Source organism: Stappia stellulata, from assembly GCF_020176715.1.
Lineage (GTDB): Bacteria > Pseudomonadota > Alphaproteobacteria > Rhizobiales > Stappiaceae > Stappia.
The window spans coordinates 69,448-85,745 of the sequence record NZ_JAIVMF010000001.1; the positions used below are offsets into that span (position 1 = coordinate 69,448).

Genomic DNA, 16,298 nt, shown 5'->3' on the forward strand with positions numbered 1-16,298 from the left:
CGCCTTCATCACCGGTCGATCAGAGAAACTCGACCTTGCCGCTGGCAATGTCGTAGACCGCACCGACGACCTTCACCCGGCCGGCGGCCACGGCGTCAGCGACGATGGGGGTTGCCGCTGTCAGCGTCTCGACGTTGTAGAGCACATTCTCCCGGGTCGCGGCGTCGACCGGATCGGCCGGCTTCTTCGCAAGCGCCCGTTCCACGCCGGGCTTGAGGGCGTTGACCAGATCCGGCAGATGCCCGGGCAGCTCGGTTCCGTTCTCGATGACATCGATCGTCGCTTTGACCGCACCGCAATTGCTGTGGCCGAGCACGACAAGCAGCGGAATGCCGAGAACGGCAACGCCGTATTCAATGCTGGCAAGGCCGTTCCCGTCAACGAAATTGCCGGCAACGCGCAGCACGAAGAGCTCTCCCGGCCCCTGATCGAAGACAAGCTCCGGCGACACGCGGGAATCGGCGCAGGACAACAGGCCGGCGAAGGGAAACTGCACGCCGGCGCGCGCCATCCGTCCGACGGAGAAATCGGCATTGGCCGGCTGATTGGCCGTATAGCGCCCGTTGCCCTCTTTCAATCGCGCCAGCGCCTTGTCGGGATCGATATCATTGGGTGCGGCCGGCGCTTCATCCGCAAGCGCCTCGCCGGGAAGCGCGAATCCGCCGGCGAATGCGGTGGAGGCGGCCGCGGCACCGAGCCCGAAGAGGCCGCGCCGCGTCAGATCGAACGCATGATCGTTACACATAGACTGAAATTCCTTGTCCCGCGTCGCGGTGGCCTTACCGGAGGTTCCGGAAATCGGCATGCGACATGCGGCCGGCAGTACCGGAGCGCACAACCCCGACGAAATTGAAGGGGCGAAACGACTCCCGTGCGGACCGCAAGAGGCACCGGGCAGCAGCAGTGCCGCCGCCGGTCGGGCTCAAGTCTTTAGCAGGACGCGCGCCTGCGCAAACCCTGAAACCGCTGATTGCGCGATATTCCTGTGTGTTGTTTCCAAAAGATTATCTTTTCAAATCAATATGTAAGCATCGAAGGCACGGAGTAACGCAGGGTCTTCCAAGGATCTCGCCACCGTTTCCTAGCCGTTTGCCAGCAGGCCCTCGACATAAGGGGCAAAGCTGCGCCAGCACTCGACGACGAAGGTATCCGGGCCGGTGCGCCAGAGCACGATCTCCGCCTTGGTGAACAGCGTTCGCGTCACCTGTCCGACGGGAAACGCACCCTCGTCCAGGTCCAGAAACACCTGTGTGTTAAGCAGGGCTGCCGCGCGCGGGCCGCTGACGATCAGCGCCACGTTTCGCTCCGAGACATCGACCAGCGCGTGCGGATGCGTCCCGACCGCTGTCGCGATCTCGTCGCACAGGGTCCTGGCAAGGGCCCAGGGCACCTCCTCGCCGACGGTCCCGGATGCGGCAAGCAACAGCCATTCGTCCGGTCCGAGCCAGAGTGCGGCGCGCTGGCCGACAGGATTGGCGGCAAGCGGCGCCATCGGCAGCGACGCGCCGAAGGCCGCACCGGCCTTGCCGGCGGCCGTGGCATCACCGCGAAAGGCAAGGCGGGCCAGCGGGGCCGCCCGGGTCACCGTGACATCGGGACGTGAGACGACGGAGGCGCCTTGCGTCGTGGCGGGAGCATAAAGGGCGGTGTCAGGCATTGAGCCGGCTCCCTTCCGGATCGACGAAGACGGGCTGGACGACCTCGACGGCGATGCCGCCGTTCGGCATCGGAACATGAAGGGTCTCGCCGATCCGGTCGCGACCGCCGGCGATCATCGCCAGAGCAATCGGGCGACCGGCGGCGGGCGACTGATAGGACGAGGTGACGTGACCAAGCGCGGAAGTGCCGCGCGCCGGCGACCGCTCGACGGTCACCTGGGCGCCCTCCTCCAGCAAGGTCTTTCCGTCCTTCGTCAGCAGGCCGACCATCTGCTTGCGCCCTTCGGCGACCAGATCGGGACGGGCGAGCGAGCGTTTGCCGACGAAATCGGGCTTCTTCTTGCCGATGGCCCAGCTCATGCCGACGTCGTCCGGCGTGACGGTGCCGTCGGTTTCCTGTCCGACGATGATGTAGCCCTTTTCGGCGCGCAGCACATGCATCGCCTCCGTGCCGTAGGCGCAGCCGCCGAGCTTTTCGACATTGGCCCAGACCGCTTCCCAGACCGCGCGGGCGCGCGACGGTGGCACGTTGATCTCGTAGCCGGCCTCGCCGGTGAAACTCATGCGGAAGAGACGGCAGGGCACGCCGCCCATCACATGGCCCTCGCGCAGCGACATATGCGGGAAGGCGTCGCCCGACAGGTCGATATCGTCGACGAGCGGCGCGATGGCCTCGCGCGCCTTCGGCCCCTGAACGGCAATCACCGCCCATTGCTCGGTGGTCGAGGTCAGCCAGACGTTCAGGTCGCTCCATTCGGTCTGGAGATAGTCTTCCATATGGGCGAGCACGCGCGGCGCACCGCCGGTCGTGGTGGTGACATGGAAGCGGTCGTCGGCAAGCCGTCCGACAACGCCGTCGTCCATGATGAAACCGGCCTCGTTGAGCATCAGCCCGTAGCGCAACTTGCCGACGCCTAGTTTCGTCCAGGGGTTGGTGTAGATGCGATTGAGGAATTCGGCCGCATCCGGGCCGACGATCTCAATCTTGCCGAGCGTGGTCGCATCGAAGAGGCCGACGCTTTCGCGCACCGTGCGGCACTCGCGGGCGACCGCATCGTGCATATCCTCGCCGCCTCGCGGAAAATACCAGGCGCGCTTCCACAGGCCGACATCCTCGAAGGCCGCGCCTTGCTCCGCCGCCCAGTCATGGATCGGCGTCTTGCGCAAGGGATCGAAGAGGTCTCCGCGCGAGGTGGTCGCCAGCGTCCCGAAGGTCACCGGCGTATAGGGCTGGCGGAAGGTGGTGAGGCCCACCTGCGGGATCTCGTTGCCGAGCGCGCCGGAGGCAATCGAAAGCGCGTTCATGTTGGACAGGCGGCCCTGGTCGGTCGCCATGCCCGTCGTCGTGTAGCGCTTGATGTGCTCGATGGAGTGCATGCCCTCGCGCACGGCAAGCTTCACGTCCTTGGCCGTGACGTCGTTCTGGAAATCGACGAAGGCGCGCACGCGCGAGGCATCGCGGTCATGCGGCACAGCTCCCAGCCACCAGCCGCTGCCGGCGTCGCCGCCGGTCGCCGTGAAGACCGGCGCCTCGCCCGTGTGGCCGGCAGCGGTCGCGGCCGCGACACCGGCACGTGCGCCGTCGGCCAGCACCTCGGCGAGACCGTCGACGCCCCGGCAGCTTCCGGCGGAGCGCTGCGCCTGCACGGGATCGCCCGGCAGGAAGGCGCCCATGTGCGGCTGCCAGTCGAGCTTGCCGCGCGCCTGCGAATGCAGGCTGACATTCGGCGTCCAGCCGCCCGACATCAGCAGGCAATCCGCCTCGACCTCGCCTGCCGGAACAACACCCGTATCCGACATGCGACCGAGCAGGACGCGCGTCACCCGCGTCTTGCCGATGACGCCGGTCACGGCACAGCTTGGTTCCACGCGAATGCCGAGCGCTTCGGCACGCTCGACAAGAGCCGCCGGCGGCTCGGCGCGCAGATCGGCGATCACCGCAATCGTGTCGCCGGCCTCGGCGATGTCGAAGGCGGCCCGCCAGGCGCTGTCGCAGGCGGTCGCAACAGCGATCGCCTTGCCGGGAACGACCCCGTAGCGGTTGGCGTAGATGCGGCCCGCTTCGGCCATCATCACGCCGGGGCGGTCGTTTTCCGGGAAGACCAGCGGGCGCTCGATGGCGCCGGTGGCGAGCACGACCTCCTTGGCCCTAACCTGCCACATGCGTTCGCGCGGGAGCGCGGGATCCGGTTCCGCCAGATGGTCGGTGACGCGTTCGGCGAGCGCCAGGAAGTTCTGGTTGAAGTAGCCGAAGACGGTGGTGCGCGACAGGAGCGTCACGCGCGGGTTGTCGCCAAGTTCTCCAATCGCGTCAGTCACCCAGTCGGCAGCGGGCTTGCCGTCGATTTCCGCGCCGCGCTCATGCAGCAGGCTGCCGCCGAACTCCGCCTGCTCGTCGGCGAGGATCACGCGGGCGCCGCTGCGCGCGGCCGCTAGGGCTGCGGCAAGCCCCGCCGGTCCGCCGCCGGCGACCAGCACGTCGCAATGGGCATAAGTGTTGGCGTAGGTGTCGGTATCCGGCTTCGTCGGCGCCTTGCCGAGACCGGCGGCGGCGCGGATGAAGGGCTCATAGACCCTGTTCCAGAATCTCTTCGGCCACATGAAGGTCTTGTAGTAGAAGCCGGCCACAAAAAGCGGCGACAGCTTGTCGTTGACCGCACCGATATCGAAGGCAAGCGACGGCCAGCGGTTCTGGCTTTCCGCCGCAAGCCCGTCGTGGATCTCGACCTGTGTCGCGCGCAGGTTCGGGGTCGCCTCGCCGCTGGCGTGTTTCGCCCGGCTGCGGGCAACGCCGACCAGCGCATTCGGCTCTTCAGAACCGGCGGTGACGATGCCGCGCGGGCGGTGATACTTGAAGGAGCGGCCGACCAGATGGACATCGTTGGCCAGAAGCGCCGAGGCGAGCGTGTCGCCGGCAAAGCCCTGGTATCGCTTGCCGTCGAAGGTGAAGGTGACCGGCGTGCCGCGATCGATGCGCCCGCCTTCTGAGGTGCGGTTTTGCTGTGTCACTGTGCGCCCTCCCTGGCGAGCGCCTCGAGATCCGGGCATTTTTCGCCGGTCTTGTAGACGCAGACGAAGCGGTCGCTCACGGTGTGGCGCACGGCGTTGAAGAAGCGTCCGCAGCCATGGACGTGACGCCAGCGCTCGGCAAGCAGCCCCTTGGGATTGCTGCGCATGTAGAGGAATTCGGCCCATTGGTGATCGTCGAGATCGGCGGGTTGCGCGGGGCGGTCGATATGCGCCTCGCCGCCGTAGCGGAACTCGATCTCGGGGCGTTCGACGCGGCACCAGGGACAGGAAATCAACAGCATCGGCCTTGCCTCAATGTGCCACGGCGGCAGCCGCCGCCTCGTCGATTAGCCGGCCGGTGCGGAACCGGTCGAGCGTGAAGGGCGCGTTGATCGGATGCGGCTCGTCGCGCGCGATGGTATGCGCAAAGACATGCCCCGATCCCGGTGTCGCCTTGAAGCCGCCCGTGCCCCAGCCGCAATTGACGAAAAGCCCCGGCACCGGCGTCTTGCCGATGATCGGCGAGCGGTCCGGCGTGACGTCGACGATGCCGCCCCAGTTGCGCAGCATTCGCATGCGGCGAAACATCGGAAACAGCTCGCAGATGGCATCGACGGTGTGGGTGGTGATCTGCAGGCCCCCGGTCTGGCTGTAGGAGACATACTGGTCGGTGCCGGCGCCGATCACCAATTCGCCCTTGTCGGACTGCGACAGATAGGCGTGCACCGTGTTGGACATGACCACGCAGGGAAAGCAAGGCTTGACCGGCTCGGAGACCAGCGCCTGCAGCGGGTTCGATTCCAGCGGCATGCGCACGCCGGCCATGTCCATCACCACGCTGGTGTGGCCGGCCGCGACGACGCCGACCTTCTTCGCGCCGATGAAGCCGCGCGAGGTCTCGACGCCCGACACCGACCCGTCGGCATGGCGGCGGATGCCGGTGACCGCGCAGTTCTGGATGATGTCGACGCCGTATTTGTCGGCGCCACGGGCATAGCCCCAGGCGACCGCGTCGTGACGGGCGACGCCGGCCTTGCGCTGGAGCGCGGCCCCCATCACCGGATAACGGATGTTCTTCTCGATGTTGAGCGGCGGGCAGTAGGCCTTGGCCTCCTCCGCGCTTAGCCACTCGTTCTGGACGCCGGCAAGCCGGTTGGCGTGGACATGGCGCTTGAACACCTGAACGTCGTGCACCGTATGCGCCAGCATCATGACGCCGCGCGCGGAATACATCACGTTGTAGTTCAGCTCCTGCGAGAGGTCCTGCCACAGGTCCATGGCGTGATCGTAGAGACCCTCGCTCTCCTCCCACAGGTAGTTGGAGCGCACGATGGTGGTGTTGCGCCCGGTGTTGCCACCGCCGAGCCAGCCCTTTTCCAGCACCGCGACATTGGTGACGCCGTGTTCCTTGGCCAGATAATAGGCGGTCGCGAGGCCGTGACCGCCGGCGCCGATGATAACCACGTCATATTCGGGCTTCGGATCGGGCTTGCGCCACTGGTGGCCCCAGTCCTGATGGGCGTTGAGCGCCTTGCGGGCCAGTTCCCAGAACGAGAAACGGGTCATGCGAACCTCGGTTGTGTCGCCCGGCGGTCTTGCCCCCGCGCATCATCCCTGATTTGTGCCGCCGCCAGCAGCGCGACGCTTGCATAAAACCGACATCGGGGCGGTCCAATGCGTCGCCTTTGGACGGGGTCTGCGCCCGCTCAGCCTCCGCGCCGCGACAGCGCAGCAAGACCGGCAAGCGCAACCGATGCCCAGGCCAGGATCAGCAGACCGCCGCCAAGCGGCGCCGCGAAGGCGAAAAGCCGCTGGCCCAGAAAGGCCCGCGCGCACAGGTCGCCACAAAAAAGCGTCAGACCGACCGCCGCGATCCAGCAGATCGCAGCTCCAGCGCCGCGCGGCGTCAGGCCTGCGGCAAGGCTGAGAAACAGGAACAGCGGCGCATGGGCCAACAGCATGCGCGCTGCGGGATCGAGCAGCGCGCCGGCCGGAGAATGCGTGGCCGTAGCCGACAATCCGACGCCAAGCAGCCCGGAAAGGCCCGCAAGAACGAGCGGAAGGGCGCGCGGCGTGGAGGACAGCGTATCGCCCGCCCCCGTCACGTGCCGTCCCCGTGCCTTTGCAGCGACATGCCGGCAGCGCTCCAGGCGCCCGGCCAGACCTCGGCCCCGCCGGCGCGCAAGTTTCGGATTTCACCGACCGGAACATCGACGACCAGATACGGCTCTTCGCCGGCCATCCCGTCGACGGGCGGCAGTTCGCCGCCGATCCCGGTGTAGCCGAGGCTCGGCTCGCAGGGCAGATAGAGCGCCGCGCCGGAGACATTGGTGTCATTTTGCGTGGTGCCGGGTGCGGCCCCCACGACACCGCAGACGGCAACGGCGCTCATCAGTTCGACGGCGCGCGCCCTGGCACACCCGAACACGCGGTGATAGCCGGCCAGGCTCGAGGTCATCGACGGGACCAAAAGCACGTCCGGCGCATCCTGCGCGATCAGGCAGGAGAGCGCCGGCATCTCGACGTCGAGGCAGATCAGAATCGCCATGCGCACGCCCTCGATCTCGAACAGCGGCACATGGGCGCCCGGCGTGAGCAGCCAGGTCTCGGGGTCTTTTTCAAACGGGGTCAGCGCGAGCTTGTCGTGGACCACCTCGCGCCCGTCGGCGAGCAGCGCGAAGGCGCGGTTGACGTACCCACCCTCACCACCGGGGGCGGGCCAGGGCATGGAGCCGGCGAGCAGGGTGATCCCGTGCCGGGCGACAAGGTCCTTCAGCGCGGGAAGAAGCGCATCGGCTTCACCCGCCATCCAGGCGAGTTCCTCCGTCGGCAAAAGGCCAGCGGGTTTCCAGGCAAGGAATGCCTCGCTCAGATATTCGGGGAGAACGAGCAGCCGCGCGCCGTCGTTGCGCGCGCGTTCAAGCCGCGTAGCGATCCCGGCGAGAAAAGCGTCGCGGGAGGCACCGCCCGTCGAAAGATTGTAGGCGCAAAGCGCGAGGCGAAAGGAATCCGTTTTCATGGGGCGGGATGCTGACCGCAAAGACGCTCGAATTCAAGCGCATGCAACCGGGATCGGGGACCCCGCGTCGAATTGCCCGCAAAACACCCCGATTTCGCGGTTCAATCCTGCGTGGCCAGGATCTTGGCGGCCATCAGCAAGGTGGCGAGCACCAGCCCGGAGCGCAGCGGCGTGACAGCCGCATCCTTCTCCGGCAGCACGCCGACTACGCCGCGCGCGCGCATGGTCTGCAGCGCGCGATCCGCGTTGTCCGCCGCCTGATCGACATCCGACATCAGCCGGCGCAATTGTGCCCTCGGAGACATGATTCCATCCCACATTACCCATCCATCTTCAGGGTATGGGGACAGTCTTTCCGTAGTGTTAATGGCCGGCAAAAACTGCCGGGACAGATATGCCGACGCCTTACATCCGGCTTAGCCGCGGGTCGGCAGCATCCAGCACCCGGAACTGCACACGCTCGCGCCCCTGCCAGGTGTCGAGCGAGAGGCAACCGGCGACATGCAGCGGATCGCCGCGCTTCTCCAGAAGCATCTTGCCAAGCGGCGTGTCCGCCGCCTTGAAGGCAATCGCCTTGAGGCTTCCGCCGCCGCCATCGGCCAGCGTCAACCGGACGTGGCCCTTGCCGACGGTGTCGGCGTAGGACACCCGGTGGCTCGGCAGCGCGAAGACCGGCTCGGGATGTCCCGCGCCGAAGGGGCCGGCCTGCTCCAGCGCATGCACCAGATCCGTGCTCGCCGCCGATGCCGTCAGCGCGCCGTCGATCTTCAGCTCGTTTTCCGCGCGCGCCACCTCGACCTGTGCCGCCAGTGCCGTATCGAGGAAGACGGAGAGATCGGCGAGACGCTCTCGGCGCACGGTGAGGCCCGCGGCCATGGCGTGGCCGCCGCCCTTTTCCAGAATGCCCTCGTCGACGGCCTTGCGCACGGCCGCGCCGAGATCGACGCCGGGAATGGAGCGCCCGGACCCGGTGCCCTTGCCGTTCACGTCATAGGCGATGGCGAAAGCCGGACGGCGGTAGCGGTCCTTCAGCCGCGAGGCGACAAGGCCGACGACACCGGGGTGCCAGCCGTCGGACCCGGTCAGCAGGACGCTCGGATCGCTGTCCTCGACGGAGACCAGCGCCTGGGCATCGCCCTCCTCCAGCATGATGGCTTCCATCGCCTGGCGTTCGCCGTTCAGACGGTCGAGCGTTTCGGCGATCGTGCGGGCCTCGTCCATGTCATGGGTGGTGAGAAGCCGCGCGCCGAGGGCGGCATCGCCGATGCGCCCGCCCGCATTGATGCGCGGGCCGACCATAAAGCCGAGATGATAGGGCGATGGCGGACCATGAACCCGCGCGACATCGCAAAGTGCGGCAAGTCCGACATTGGCGCGGGAATGGAGCGCCAGAATGCCCTTGCGCACGAAGGCGCGGTTAAGGCCCCTGAGCGGCACCACGTCGCAGACGGTTCCAACGGCCGCGAGGTCGAGAAGCGCCAGAAGATCCGGCTCGCGGCTGGCCTTGAACAGTCCCCGGCGGCGCAATTCCCGATTGAGGCCGACCACAAACAGGAAAGTGACACCGACCGCCGCAAGATGGCCGAGACCGGAGAGATCGTCCTGGCGGTTCGGGTTGACGAGCGCGACCAAGTGGGGAAGCTCTTCGCCGACCTGGTGATGATCGAGCACGACGACGTCGAGCCCAACGCTTCGCGCCTCCTCGAACGCCTCGAAGGAGGTGCTGCCGCAATCGACACAGACCAGCAGGCCGGCGCCCTCCTCCCGCAACAGGCGGATCGCGGGTCCGTTCGGCCCGTAGCCTTCGATGATGCGGTCGGGGATATGGATGCGGTTGCGGGTTCCGAGCGCGGAGAGATAGCGGCTCAGCAGCGCGGAGGAGGTCGCACCGTCGACGTCGTAGTCGCCGAAGATCGCGATGGTGTCGCCGGCCTGGATCGCGTCGGCGACGCGGGCCGTGCCCGCTTCCAGATCGCGCAGCACCGACGGGTCGGGCATCAGCGCCCTGATCGTCGGATCGAGAAAGGCTTCGGCACCGTCAATCGTCACGTCCCGGGCGGCCAGCACCCGCGCGACGATCTCCGGTATGCCGCTGCGCTGCGCGATGGCGAGCGCCGCGGCGTTTTGCTGGGCGCTGAGACGCTCCCGCCAGACGCGTTCGCCGGCGGAACGCCCGACCCCAAGCACCTGACGGCGTGTTTCGCGTTCGGCCGGGGACTGGGTGTTCATGCGCGGCGTCCGTCGTACGGCTTGGGCGCGATGCGCCTCAATCCAGGTGGAATTTCTCGACCTGCGTGTGACGCGCCTTGATGTAGCGCACCGTGCCGGTGGTGGAGCGCATCACGACCGTGTGGGTGGTGATGTCGTTGCGGCCGAAGCGCACGCCCTGCAGGAAATTGCCGTCGGTCACGCCGGTGGCGGCAAAGAGCACGTCGCCGGTCGCCATCTCTTCCATGGTGTATTTGCGCTTGATGTCGGAGATGCCCATCTTGTGCGCACGTTCCACCTGCTCGTCGCGGGTGATCACCAGCCGGCCCTGCATCTGGCCGCCGATGCAGCGAAGAGCGGCTGCCGCAAGCACGCCTTCCGGCGCGCCGCCGATGCCCATGTAGATGTCGATGCCGGTCTCGTCCGGATCGGTGGTGTGGATGATGCCGGCAACATCGCCATCGCCGATCAGGCGAACGGAAACGCCGGTCGCGCGCAGGTCCTCGATCAGGCGGGCGTGACGCGGACGGTCAAGCACGCAGGCCGTGATTTCCGCGACCGGAACGCCCTTGGCCTTCGCCAGCGCCTCGATGTTTTCCGCAACCGGCGCGTCGAGATCGACGATGCCGGCCGGATAGCCCGGACCGACGGCGATCTTGTCCATGTAGCTGTCGGGAGCGTTCAGGAGGCCGCCCTTCGGCGCCAGCGCGATCACGGCCAGCGAGTTGGGCAGGTTCTTGGCGCAGATCGTCGTGCCTTCCAGCGGATCAAGCGCGATGTCGACGGCGGGGCCCTTCCCCGTTCCGACCTTCTCGCCGATGTAGAGCATCGGCGCCTCGTCGCGCTCGCCCTCGCCGATCACCACCATGCCGTCGATGGGCAGGCAGTTGAGTTCGCGGCGCATGGCATCGACGGCAGCCTGGTCGGCGGACATTTCATCGCCGCGTCCGCGCAGGCGCGCGGCGGCGACGGCGGCGCGTTCGGTCACGCGGGCCAGTTCCAGGGTCAGAATGCGGTCGAGAGCTTCACTATGCGCGGCGTCGGAGGTGGACATCGGATTTCCTCAAATCGGGGTCAACAAGGGGTCAACGGAGCTTTTCGATGCGGATCATCTGGGGCGTTCCTGCCACCACATTCCTCGCGGTGATTGTCCCCAGTGCCCGTTTCACGGCGGCTTCCGTGGTTTCATAGGTGGTCAGGATCACCGGTTGGGGCGCATCGCCATGCGTCTCCGCCTCGGTGTGGGTGCGGGTGCGGTCGCGCTGGACGATGGATTCAAGCGAGATGCCCTCGTCCGCCATGATCCGCGCGATCTCGGCAAAGGCGCCGGACCGGTCATAGACCGCCAGGCGGATATAGTAGCCACCCTCGTGCATGCGCATCCGCGCCGCCTTGTAGGGAGCAAGTTCATGCGCCGGCATGCCGAGCGTCGGCACCGAGAGGCCGCGCGCCACGTCGACGATGTCGCCGAGCACGGCGGACGCAGTCGCGCTGCCGCCGGCGCCGGGGCCGACCAGCACGACCTCGCCGACCGCATCGCCGTCGATCGCGACCGCGTTCAGCACGCCGTCGATGCGCGCGATGGCCGAAGCCTTCGGCACCATGGTGGGGTGCACGCGCTGCTCGATGCCACTGTCGGTGCGCTGGGCAACGCCGAGCAGCTTGATGCGGTAGCCGAGCTCGCTTGCCGCCTCGATATCGGCGCGGGTGATGGAGGAGATGCCCTCCAGATAGATCTTCTCGCTGTTGATCTGCGAGCCGAAGGCGAGCGACGTCAGGATCGCCAGCTTGTGCGCCGTGTCGTTGCCCTCGATGTCGAAGGTCGGATCGGCTTCGGCATAGCCGAGACGCTGGGCGTCGGCGAGGCAATCGGAGAAGTCGAGCCCGTCCTGCTCCATGCGGGTCAGGATGTAATTGCAGGTGCCGTTGAGAATGCCGTAGACGCGGTCGATCTCGTTTCCGGCCAGCGACTCGCGCATGGTCTTGATCACCGGGATGCCGCCGGCAACCGCCGCCTCGTAGGACAGGCTGACCTTGTTGTCTTCCGCCAGACGCGCAAGCTCGACGCCGTGTTTGGCAAGCAGCGCCTTGTTGGCGGTGACCACCGACTTGCCAGCGGCAAGGGCGGCGCGCACGCTGTCCTCGGCCGGCCCGTTGTCGCCGCCGATCAGCTCGACGAAAACGTCGATGTCGGGAGAACCGGCAAGCGCAACCGGATCGTCGAACCACGCCATGGCGGAGAGATCCGCCCCCCGGTCGCGCGTGCGGTCGCGCGCGCTCACCGCGCTGACGCGCACGGAGCGGCCGCAGCGCGCGGCCAGTGCCGACGACCTGGTTTCCAGAAGATGCAACAGGGAGGCGCCAACCGTCCCCAAGCCCGCGACGCCGACGCGCAGTTCAGTGGTCATAAATCCGCAATCCGTTTGTGAGCCGTGTGGCAGAGGCGCCGAACGTGCCGCGCCTAACCCGATACCTCGATGGGGATCACGTTGTGCAACGTTTTGTCTGCGGTTTCAAGGAAGCGGCGCAGCCCGCGGGCCGCCTGGCGAATGCGCTGCTCGTTTTCCACCAGTGCGATGCGCACATGGCCGTCGCCGTACTCGCCGAAGCCAAGGCCGGGCGCAACCGCAACGTCGGCGTGCTCGATCAAAAGCTTGGAGAACTCGACGGAGCCGAGATGGCGGAATTTCTCCGGGATCGGCGCCCATGCGAACATGCTCGCTTCCGGGGGCGGAATGTCCCAACCGGCGCGCCCGAACGATTCCACCAGCGTGTCGCGGCGCTTCCTGTAGATCGCGCGCGCTTCGACGATGCAGTCGTCCGGCCCGTTCAGCGCGGCGGTCGCCGCCACCTGGATCGGCGTGAAGGCGCCATAGTCGAGATAGGACTTCACCCGCGCCAGCGCCGAGATCAGCCGCTCGTTGCCGACCGCAAAGCCCATGCGCCATCCCGGCATCGAATAGGTCTTGGACAGCGAGGTGAATTCCACCGCGACATCGATGGCGCCCGGCACCTCGAGAATGGAAGGCGGCGGCGTCTCGCCGAAGTAGATCTCGGAATAGGCGAGATCGGACAGAACGAAGATGTCGTGCTTCTTGGCGAAGGCGACGACGTCCCGGTAGAAGTCGAGCTCGGCGACCGAGGCGGTCGGGTTCGCCGGATAACAGAGGATCATGGCGATCGGCTTGGGCACGGAATGCACAAGCGCGCGTTCCAGCGCGTGAAACACCTCCGGTCCCGGCTCGGACGGGATAGCCCTCAGCACCGCGCCGGCCATCAGGAAGCCGAAGGCATGGATCGGGTAGCTCGGGTTGGGCACCAGCACGACATCGCCCGGCGCGGAAATCGCCTGCGCCATGTTGGCGAAGCCTTCCTTGGAGCCGAGCGTCGCGACGACCTGGGTCTCCGGGTTCAGCTTCACGCCGAAGCGTCGCTCGTAGTAGGCGGCCTGCGCGCGTCGAAGGCCGGGAATGCCCTTGGACGAGGAATAGCGGTGGGTCTTCGGGTTCTGCACCGTCTCGGTGAGCTTTTCGACGATGTGCTTTGGCGTCGGCAGATCGGGATTGCCCATGCCGAGATCGATGATGTCCGCGCCGCCGGCGCGCGCCTTGGCCTTCAGACGGTTGACCTGTTCGAAGACATAGGGCGGCAGGCGCCGGGTTTGGTAGAATTCTTCCATGGTTCGATCCTCGCCCGCAGGCTGCAGAACGGCGCGCGCGGCCCCGCGTTTTCCGTTCGATCCGTCATGACGCAATCCCGCGCGCTCAGCGCTTCGGGTCGCGGGGTTTTATCAGGCGCGACGCGCGCGCGCATCGGCAAAAACTCGCGGTCGACCTGCAAATTGTGCAAAGCCGCGCAGGCCGCGGCGTCACTCGCCCGCCGGCCCCTCGATGTCCTGAACGGCGCGGTCGGCGTGTTCGGCCCACAGCCGCTTCAGCTTGTCGAGAGATGTGGTGGCGCGGGGGGTGGCGATTGCCTCCCGGTTGCGGGCGAGTTCCTGCAGGCGCAGCCGCTGCTCTTCAGCTTCCTCGTAGGACATCAGCCCGCGCGAGACCGACGGCGCGCCACTCAGCGCGCCGGTCGACGCGTTTCCCGCAGGAGTGGTCGAAGATTGGAAGCCCTGCTCCACCGGCGTGCCGGAAGACGTCCCCGTCCCCGCCTCCACGGCGGCAGCGGATTGCGCCAACTGGCCGGCGCCCGGCATCACGGCGGAGGCGGTGCCCGGCGACACATAGGGATCGCCGCCGTCCAGCGCCTCGAACAAGGTGCCGGAAGGCGCATAGGCGCAGCCGCCGAGCAGCCCGGCGACACAGATAACAAGGCAAAGTCTCATCAAGCGCACTCGCGACAAATCGGCTCCGTCCTGATAAAACCGCAAGCAGCAAGCTTGCAACCGCTGCGGCGTCTACGACATTGTAAGCGCTTTGTCCAACTTGTCAGCCAAGCGTCACAGGTCGCTATTATGCCGGCAAGAGGGAGAGCTACCAATCATTATCGGGCAGTGAGCCGCAGAGCTCGCCCCGGAAACCGATCATGCGGAGGGCGCAGCCAGGATGACGGACGACCAAAAGAACCCCCTTCTCCAGTATATCGTCAAGAATCCTGAAGCCTTCGCCCAGAATCTCGCCCGCATCGTGGAGAACGCCGGCAAGGCCATGGCGGCCTATGTGGAACCGCGCGAGAAGGGCGAGATCAAGCCAGAGATGGCGGACGAGCTGACCGTCATCTTCAAGACGCTCGGCCAGGTCGGCGAATACTGGATGTCGGACCCCCAGCGCGCCGTAGAGGCGCAGGGGCGCCTGTGGACGAAATACATCGACCTGTGGAACTCGTCGCTAAAACGGATGATGGGCGAGCCGTCGACGCCGGCCGTCTCCGCCGATCCGCGCGACAAGCGGTTCGGCGATCCGGAATGGGACGACAACCAGTTCTTCGATTTCGTCAAGCAGATCTACCTGATCACCTCGCAATGGGCGGAACAGCTGGTGGTCGAGGCCGCCGATCTCGACGAGCACACGCGGCACAAGGCGGATTTCTACGTCAAGCAGATCGCCAACGCGCTGTCGCCGTCGAACTTTGTCCTGACCAACCCGGAGCTTTTGCGCGAAACACTGGAATCGAACGGCGAGAATCTCGTGCGCGGCATGAAGCTGCTCGCCGAGGACATCGAGGCCGGCAAGGGCGATTTGAAGATCCGCCAGTCCGATCCGACCAAGTTCAAGGTGGGCAAGAATCTCGGCATCACGCCGGGCAAGGTGATCGCGCAAAACGACGTGCGCCAGGTCATCCAGTACACGCCGACCACCGACACCGTGCTGAAGCGGCCGCTGCTGATCGTGCCGCCGTGGATCAACAAGTTCTACATCCTCGATCTCAACCCGGAGAAATCGTTCATCAAGTGGGCCGTGGATCAGGGACACACGGTCTTCGTGATCTCCTGGGTCAACCCGGACGAACACCAGGCCCAGAAAAACTTCGAGCACTACATGCGCGAGGGCATTCTGGAGACGCTGGACGTGATCAAGCGCGCCACGCGTCAGGAAGAGGTCAATGCCATCGGCTATTGCGTCGGCGGCACGCTGCTCGGCGTCACGCTCGCCTATATGGCGAAGGTGGGCGACACGCGCATCGCCTCGGCCACCTTCTTCACCACACAGGTCGATTTCACGCACGCGGGCGATCTGCAGGTCTTCGTCGACGAGGAGCAGATCGAGGCGCTCGAGCGGCGCATGGGCGAAAAGGGCTATCTCGACGGCTCGAAGATGGCCTCCGCCTTCAACCTCTTGCGCTCCAACGACCTGATCTGGCCCTATGTCGTCAACAACTACCTGAAGGGCAAGGAGCCCTTCCCCTTCGACCTGCTGTACTGGAACTCCGATTCCACCCGGATGCCGGCAGCGAACCATTCCTTCTATCTGCGCAACTGCTACCTGGAAAACCGGCTGAGCAAGGGCACGATGGAAATCGGCGGCAAACGGCTCGACCTCGGCAAGGTGACAATCCCGATCTACAATCTCGCCACCCGCGAGGACCATATCGCCCCGCCCGAATCGGTGTTTCTGGGGTCCCAGTTCTTCGGCGGCCCGGTGGATTACGTGCTTTCGGGATCGGGACATATCGCCGGCGTCGTCAACCCGCCGTCGCGCAACAAGTACCAGTTCTGGACAGGCCCCAAACCCGCCGGAAAATACGAGGACTGGCTCGCCAAGGCCGAGGAACACCCCGGCTCCTGGTGGCCGCATTGGGACACATGGATCCGCGCCCATGACGACACCACCGCAAAGGCCCGCAAGCCCGGCGCCAACCGCATGAAGATACTGGAAGATGCGCCTGGAAGTTACGTAAAGGCGACATCCTGACGTTGCAGTGGGCGCAATAAACCGCGGGCTTTGCATGGCAATGGG

The 16,298-nt window shown here is 66.3% G+C and carries 14 protein-coding genes; 1 reads left to right on the forward strand and 13 read right to left on the reverse strand.

All coding sequences use genetic code 11. The features are described 5' to 3' along the window. Positions 1-19: 19 nt before the first annotated feature. The 13 genes from LC092_RS00335 to LC092_RS00395 form a co-directional block, all read right to left on the reverse strand. Complete coding sequence (locus LC092_RS00335; RefSeq protein ID WP_224803917.1) at positions 20-745, reverse strand: carbonic anhydrase; 726 nt, start codon at positions 743-745, stop codon at positions 20-22. A 336-nt stretch (positions 746-1,081) separates the two neighbouring features. Further along, positions 1,082-1,657 carry a sarcosine oxidase subunit gamma gene (locus LC092_RS00340; RefSeq protein WP_224803919.1) on the reverse strand — a complete coding sequence of 192 codons (576 nt, stop codon included), beginning with the start codon at positions 1,655-1,657 and terminating at the stop codon, positions 1,082-1,084. Beyond that, positions 1,650-4,667 (reverse strand): sarcosine oxidase subunit alpha family protein, encoded by a 3,018-nt coding sequence (locus LC092_RS00345; RefSeq protein WP_224803921.1) that lies wholly within the window; start codon positions 4,665-4,667, stop codon positions 1,650-1,652. The genes LC092_RS00340 and LC092_RS00345 overlap by 8 nt, the downstream gene beginning before the upstream one ends. Further along, positions 4,664-4,969 carry a sarcosine oxidase subunit delta gene (locus tag LC092_RS00350; protein WP_224803924.1) on the reverse strand — a complete coding sequence of 102 codons (306 nt, stop codon included), beginning with the start codon at positions 4,967-4,969 and terminating at the stop codon, positions 4,664-4,666. The genes LC092_RS00345 and LC092_RS00350 overlap by 4 nt, the downstream gene beginning before the upstream one ends. A 10-nt stretch (positions 4,970-4,979) precedes the next feature. Then, complete coding sequence (locus LC092_RS00355; RefSeq protein WP_224803926.1) at positions 4,980-6,233, reverse strand: sarcosine oxidase subunit beta family protein; 1,254 nt, start codon at positions 6,231-6,233, stop codon at positions 4,980-4,982. A gap of 140 nt (positions 6,234-6,373) precedes the next feature. Then, positions 6,374-6,772 carry a DUF423 domain-containing protein gene (locus tag LC092_RS00360; protein ID WP_224803928.1) on the reverse strand — a complete coding sequence of 133 codons (399 nt, stop codon included), beginning with the start codon at positions 6,770-6,772 and terminating at the stop codon, positions 6,374-6,376. Then, positions 6,769-7,686 carry a nitrilase-related carbon-nitrogen hydrolase gene (locus tag LC092_RS00365; protein ID WP_224803930.1) on the reverse strand — a complete coding sequence of 306 codons (918 nt, stop codon included), beginning with the start codon at positions 7,684-7,686 and terminating at the stop codon, positions 6,769-6,771. Before LC092_RS00365 ends, LC092_RS00360 begins: the two co-directional genes overlap by 4 nt. A gap of 101 nt (positions 7,687-7,787) precedes the next feature. Then, on the reverse strand, positions 7,788-7,991 hold the full coding sequence (locus tag LC092_RS00370) for a hypothetical protein (protein WP_224803932.1): 204 nt from the start codon (positions 7,989-7,991) through the stop codon (positions 7,788-7,790). 100 nt (positions 7,992-8,091) lie between these two features. Next, positions 8,092-9,915 (reverse strand): single-stranded-DNA-specific exonuclease RecJ, encoded by a 1,824-nt coding sequence (gene recJ, locus LC092_RS00375; protein ID WP_224803934.1) that lies wholly within the window; start codon positions 9,913-9,915, stop codon positions 8,092-8,094. Between the two features lie 37 nt (positions 9,916-9,952). Beyond that, entirely contained in the window at positions 9,953-10,948 is a 996-nt protein-coding gene (glpX, locus tag LC092_RS00380) for a class II fructose-bisphosphatase (RefSeq protein ID WP_224803936.1), read from the reverse strand. A gap of 31 nt (positions 10,949-10,979) precedes the next feature. Then, positions 10,980-12,302: a homoserine dehydrogenase gene (locus LC092_RS00385; RefSeq protein ID WP_224803938.1), complete on the reverse strand. Its 1,323-nt coding sequence runs from the start codon at positions 12,300-12,302 to the stop codon at positions 10,980-10,982. A gap of 53 nt (positions 12,303-12,355) precedes the next feature. After that, positions 12,356-13,573 carry an LL-diaminopimelate aminotransferase gene (locus LC092_RS00390; protein WP_224803940.1) on the reverse strand — a complete coding sequence of 406 codons (1,218 nt, stop codon included), beginning with the start codon at positions 13,571-13,573 and terminating at the stop codon, positions 12,356-12,358. A 189-nt stretch (positions 13,574-13,762) separates the two neighbouring features. Further along, on the reverse strand, positions 13,763-14,227 hold the full coding sequence (locus tag LC092_RS00395; RefSeq protein WP_224803942.1) for a hypothetical protein: 465 nt from the start codon (positions 14,225-14,227) through the stop codon (positions 13,763-13,765). Positions 14,228-14,447: 220 nt separating this feature from the next. Here LC092_RS00395 and LC092_RS00400 point away from each other — a divergent pair, with 220 nt between their 5' ends. Then, entirely contained in the window at positions 14,448-16,253 is a 1,806-nt protein-coding gene (locus LC092_RS00400) for a PHA/PHB synthase family protein (protein ID WP_224803944.1), read from the forward strand. Positions 16,254-16,298 lie beyond the last annotated feature (45 nt).

Excerpts from the sequence above, each read along its gene's own strand:
- LC092_RS00390 (WP_224803940.1), bottom strand. The coding sequence starts at position 13,573 with ATGGAAGAATTCTACCAAACCCGGCGCCTGCCGCCCTATGTCTTCGAA.
- LC092_RS00365 (WP_224803930.1), bottom strand. The coding sequence starts at position 7,686 with ATGAAAACGGATTCCTTTCGCCTCGCGCTTTGCGCCTACAATCTTTCG.
- glpX (WP_224803936.1), bottom strand. The coding sequence starts at position 10,948 with ATGTCCACCTCCGACGCCGCGCATAGTGAAGCTCTCGACCGCATTCTG.
- LC092_RS00370 (WP_224803932.1), bottom strand. The coding sequence starts at position 7,991 with ATGTCTCCGAGGGCACAATTGCGCCGGCTGATGTCGGATGTCGATCAG.
- LC092_RS00355 (WP_224803926.1), bottom strand. The coding sequence starts at position 6,233 with ATGACCCGTTTCTCGTTCTGGGAACTGGCCCGCAAGGCGCTCAACGCC.
- LC092_RS00350 (WP_224803924.1), bottom strand. The coding sequence starts at position 4,969 with ATGCTGTTGATTTCCTGTCCCTGGTGCCGCGTCGAACGCCCCGAGATC.
- recJ (WP_224803934.1), bottom strand. The coding sequence starts at position 9,915 with ATGAACACCCAGTCCCCGGCCGAACGCGAAACACGCCGTCAGGTGCTT.
- LC092_RS00400 (WP_224803944.1), top strand. The coding sequence starts at position 14,448 with ATGACGGACGACCAAAAGAACCCCCTTCTCCAGTATATCGTCAAGAAT.
- LC092_RS00395 (WP_224803942.1), bottom strand. The coding sequence starts at position 14,227 with ATGAGACTTTGCCTTGTTATCTGTGTCGCCGGGCTGCTCGGCGGCTGC.
- LC092_RS00340 (WP_224803919.1), bottom strand. The coding sequence starts at position 1,657 with ATGCCTGACACCGCCCTTTATGCTCCCGCCACGACGCAAGGCGCCTCC.
- LC092_RS00335 (WP_224803917.1), bottom strand. The coding sequence starts at position 745 with ATGTGTAACGATCATGCGTTCGATCTGACGCGGCGCGGCCTCTTCGGG.
- LC092_RS00385 (WP_224803938.1), bottom strand. The coding sequence starts at position 12,302 with ATGACCACTGAACTGCGCGTCGGCGTCGCGGGCTTGGGGACGGTTGGC.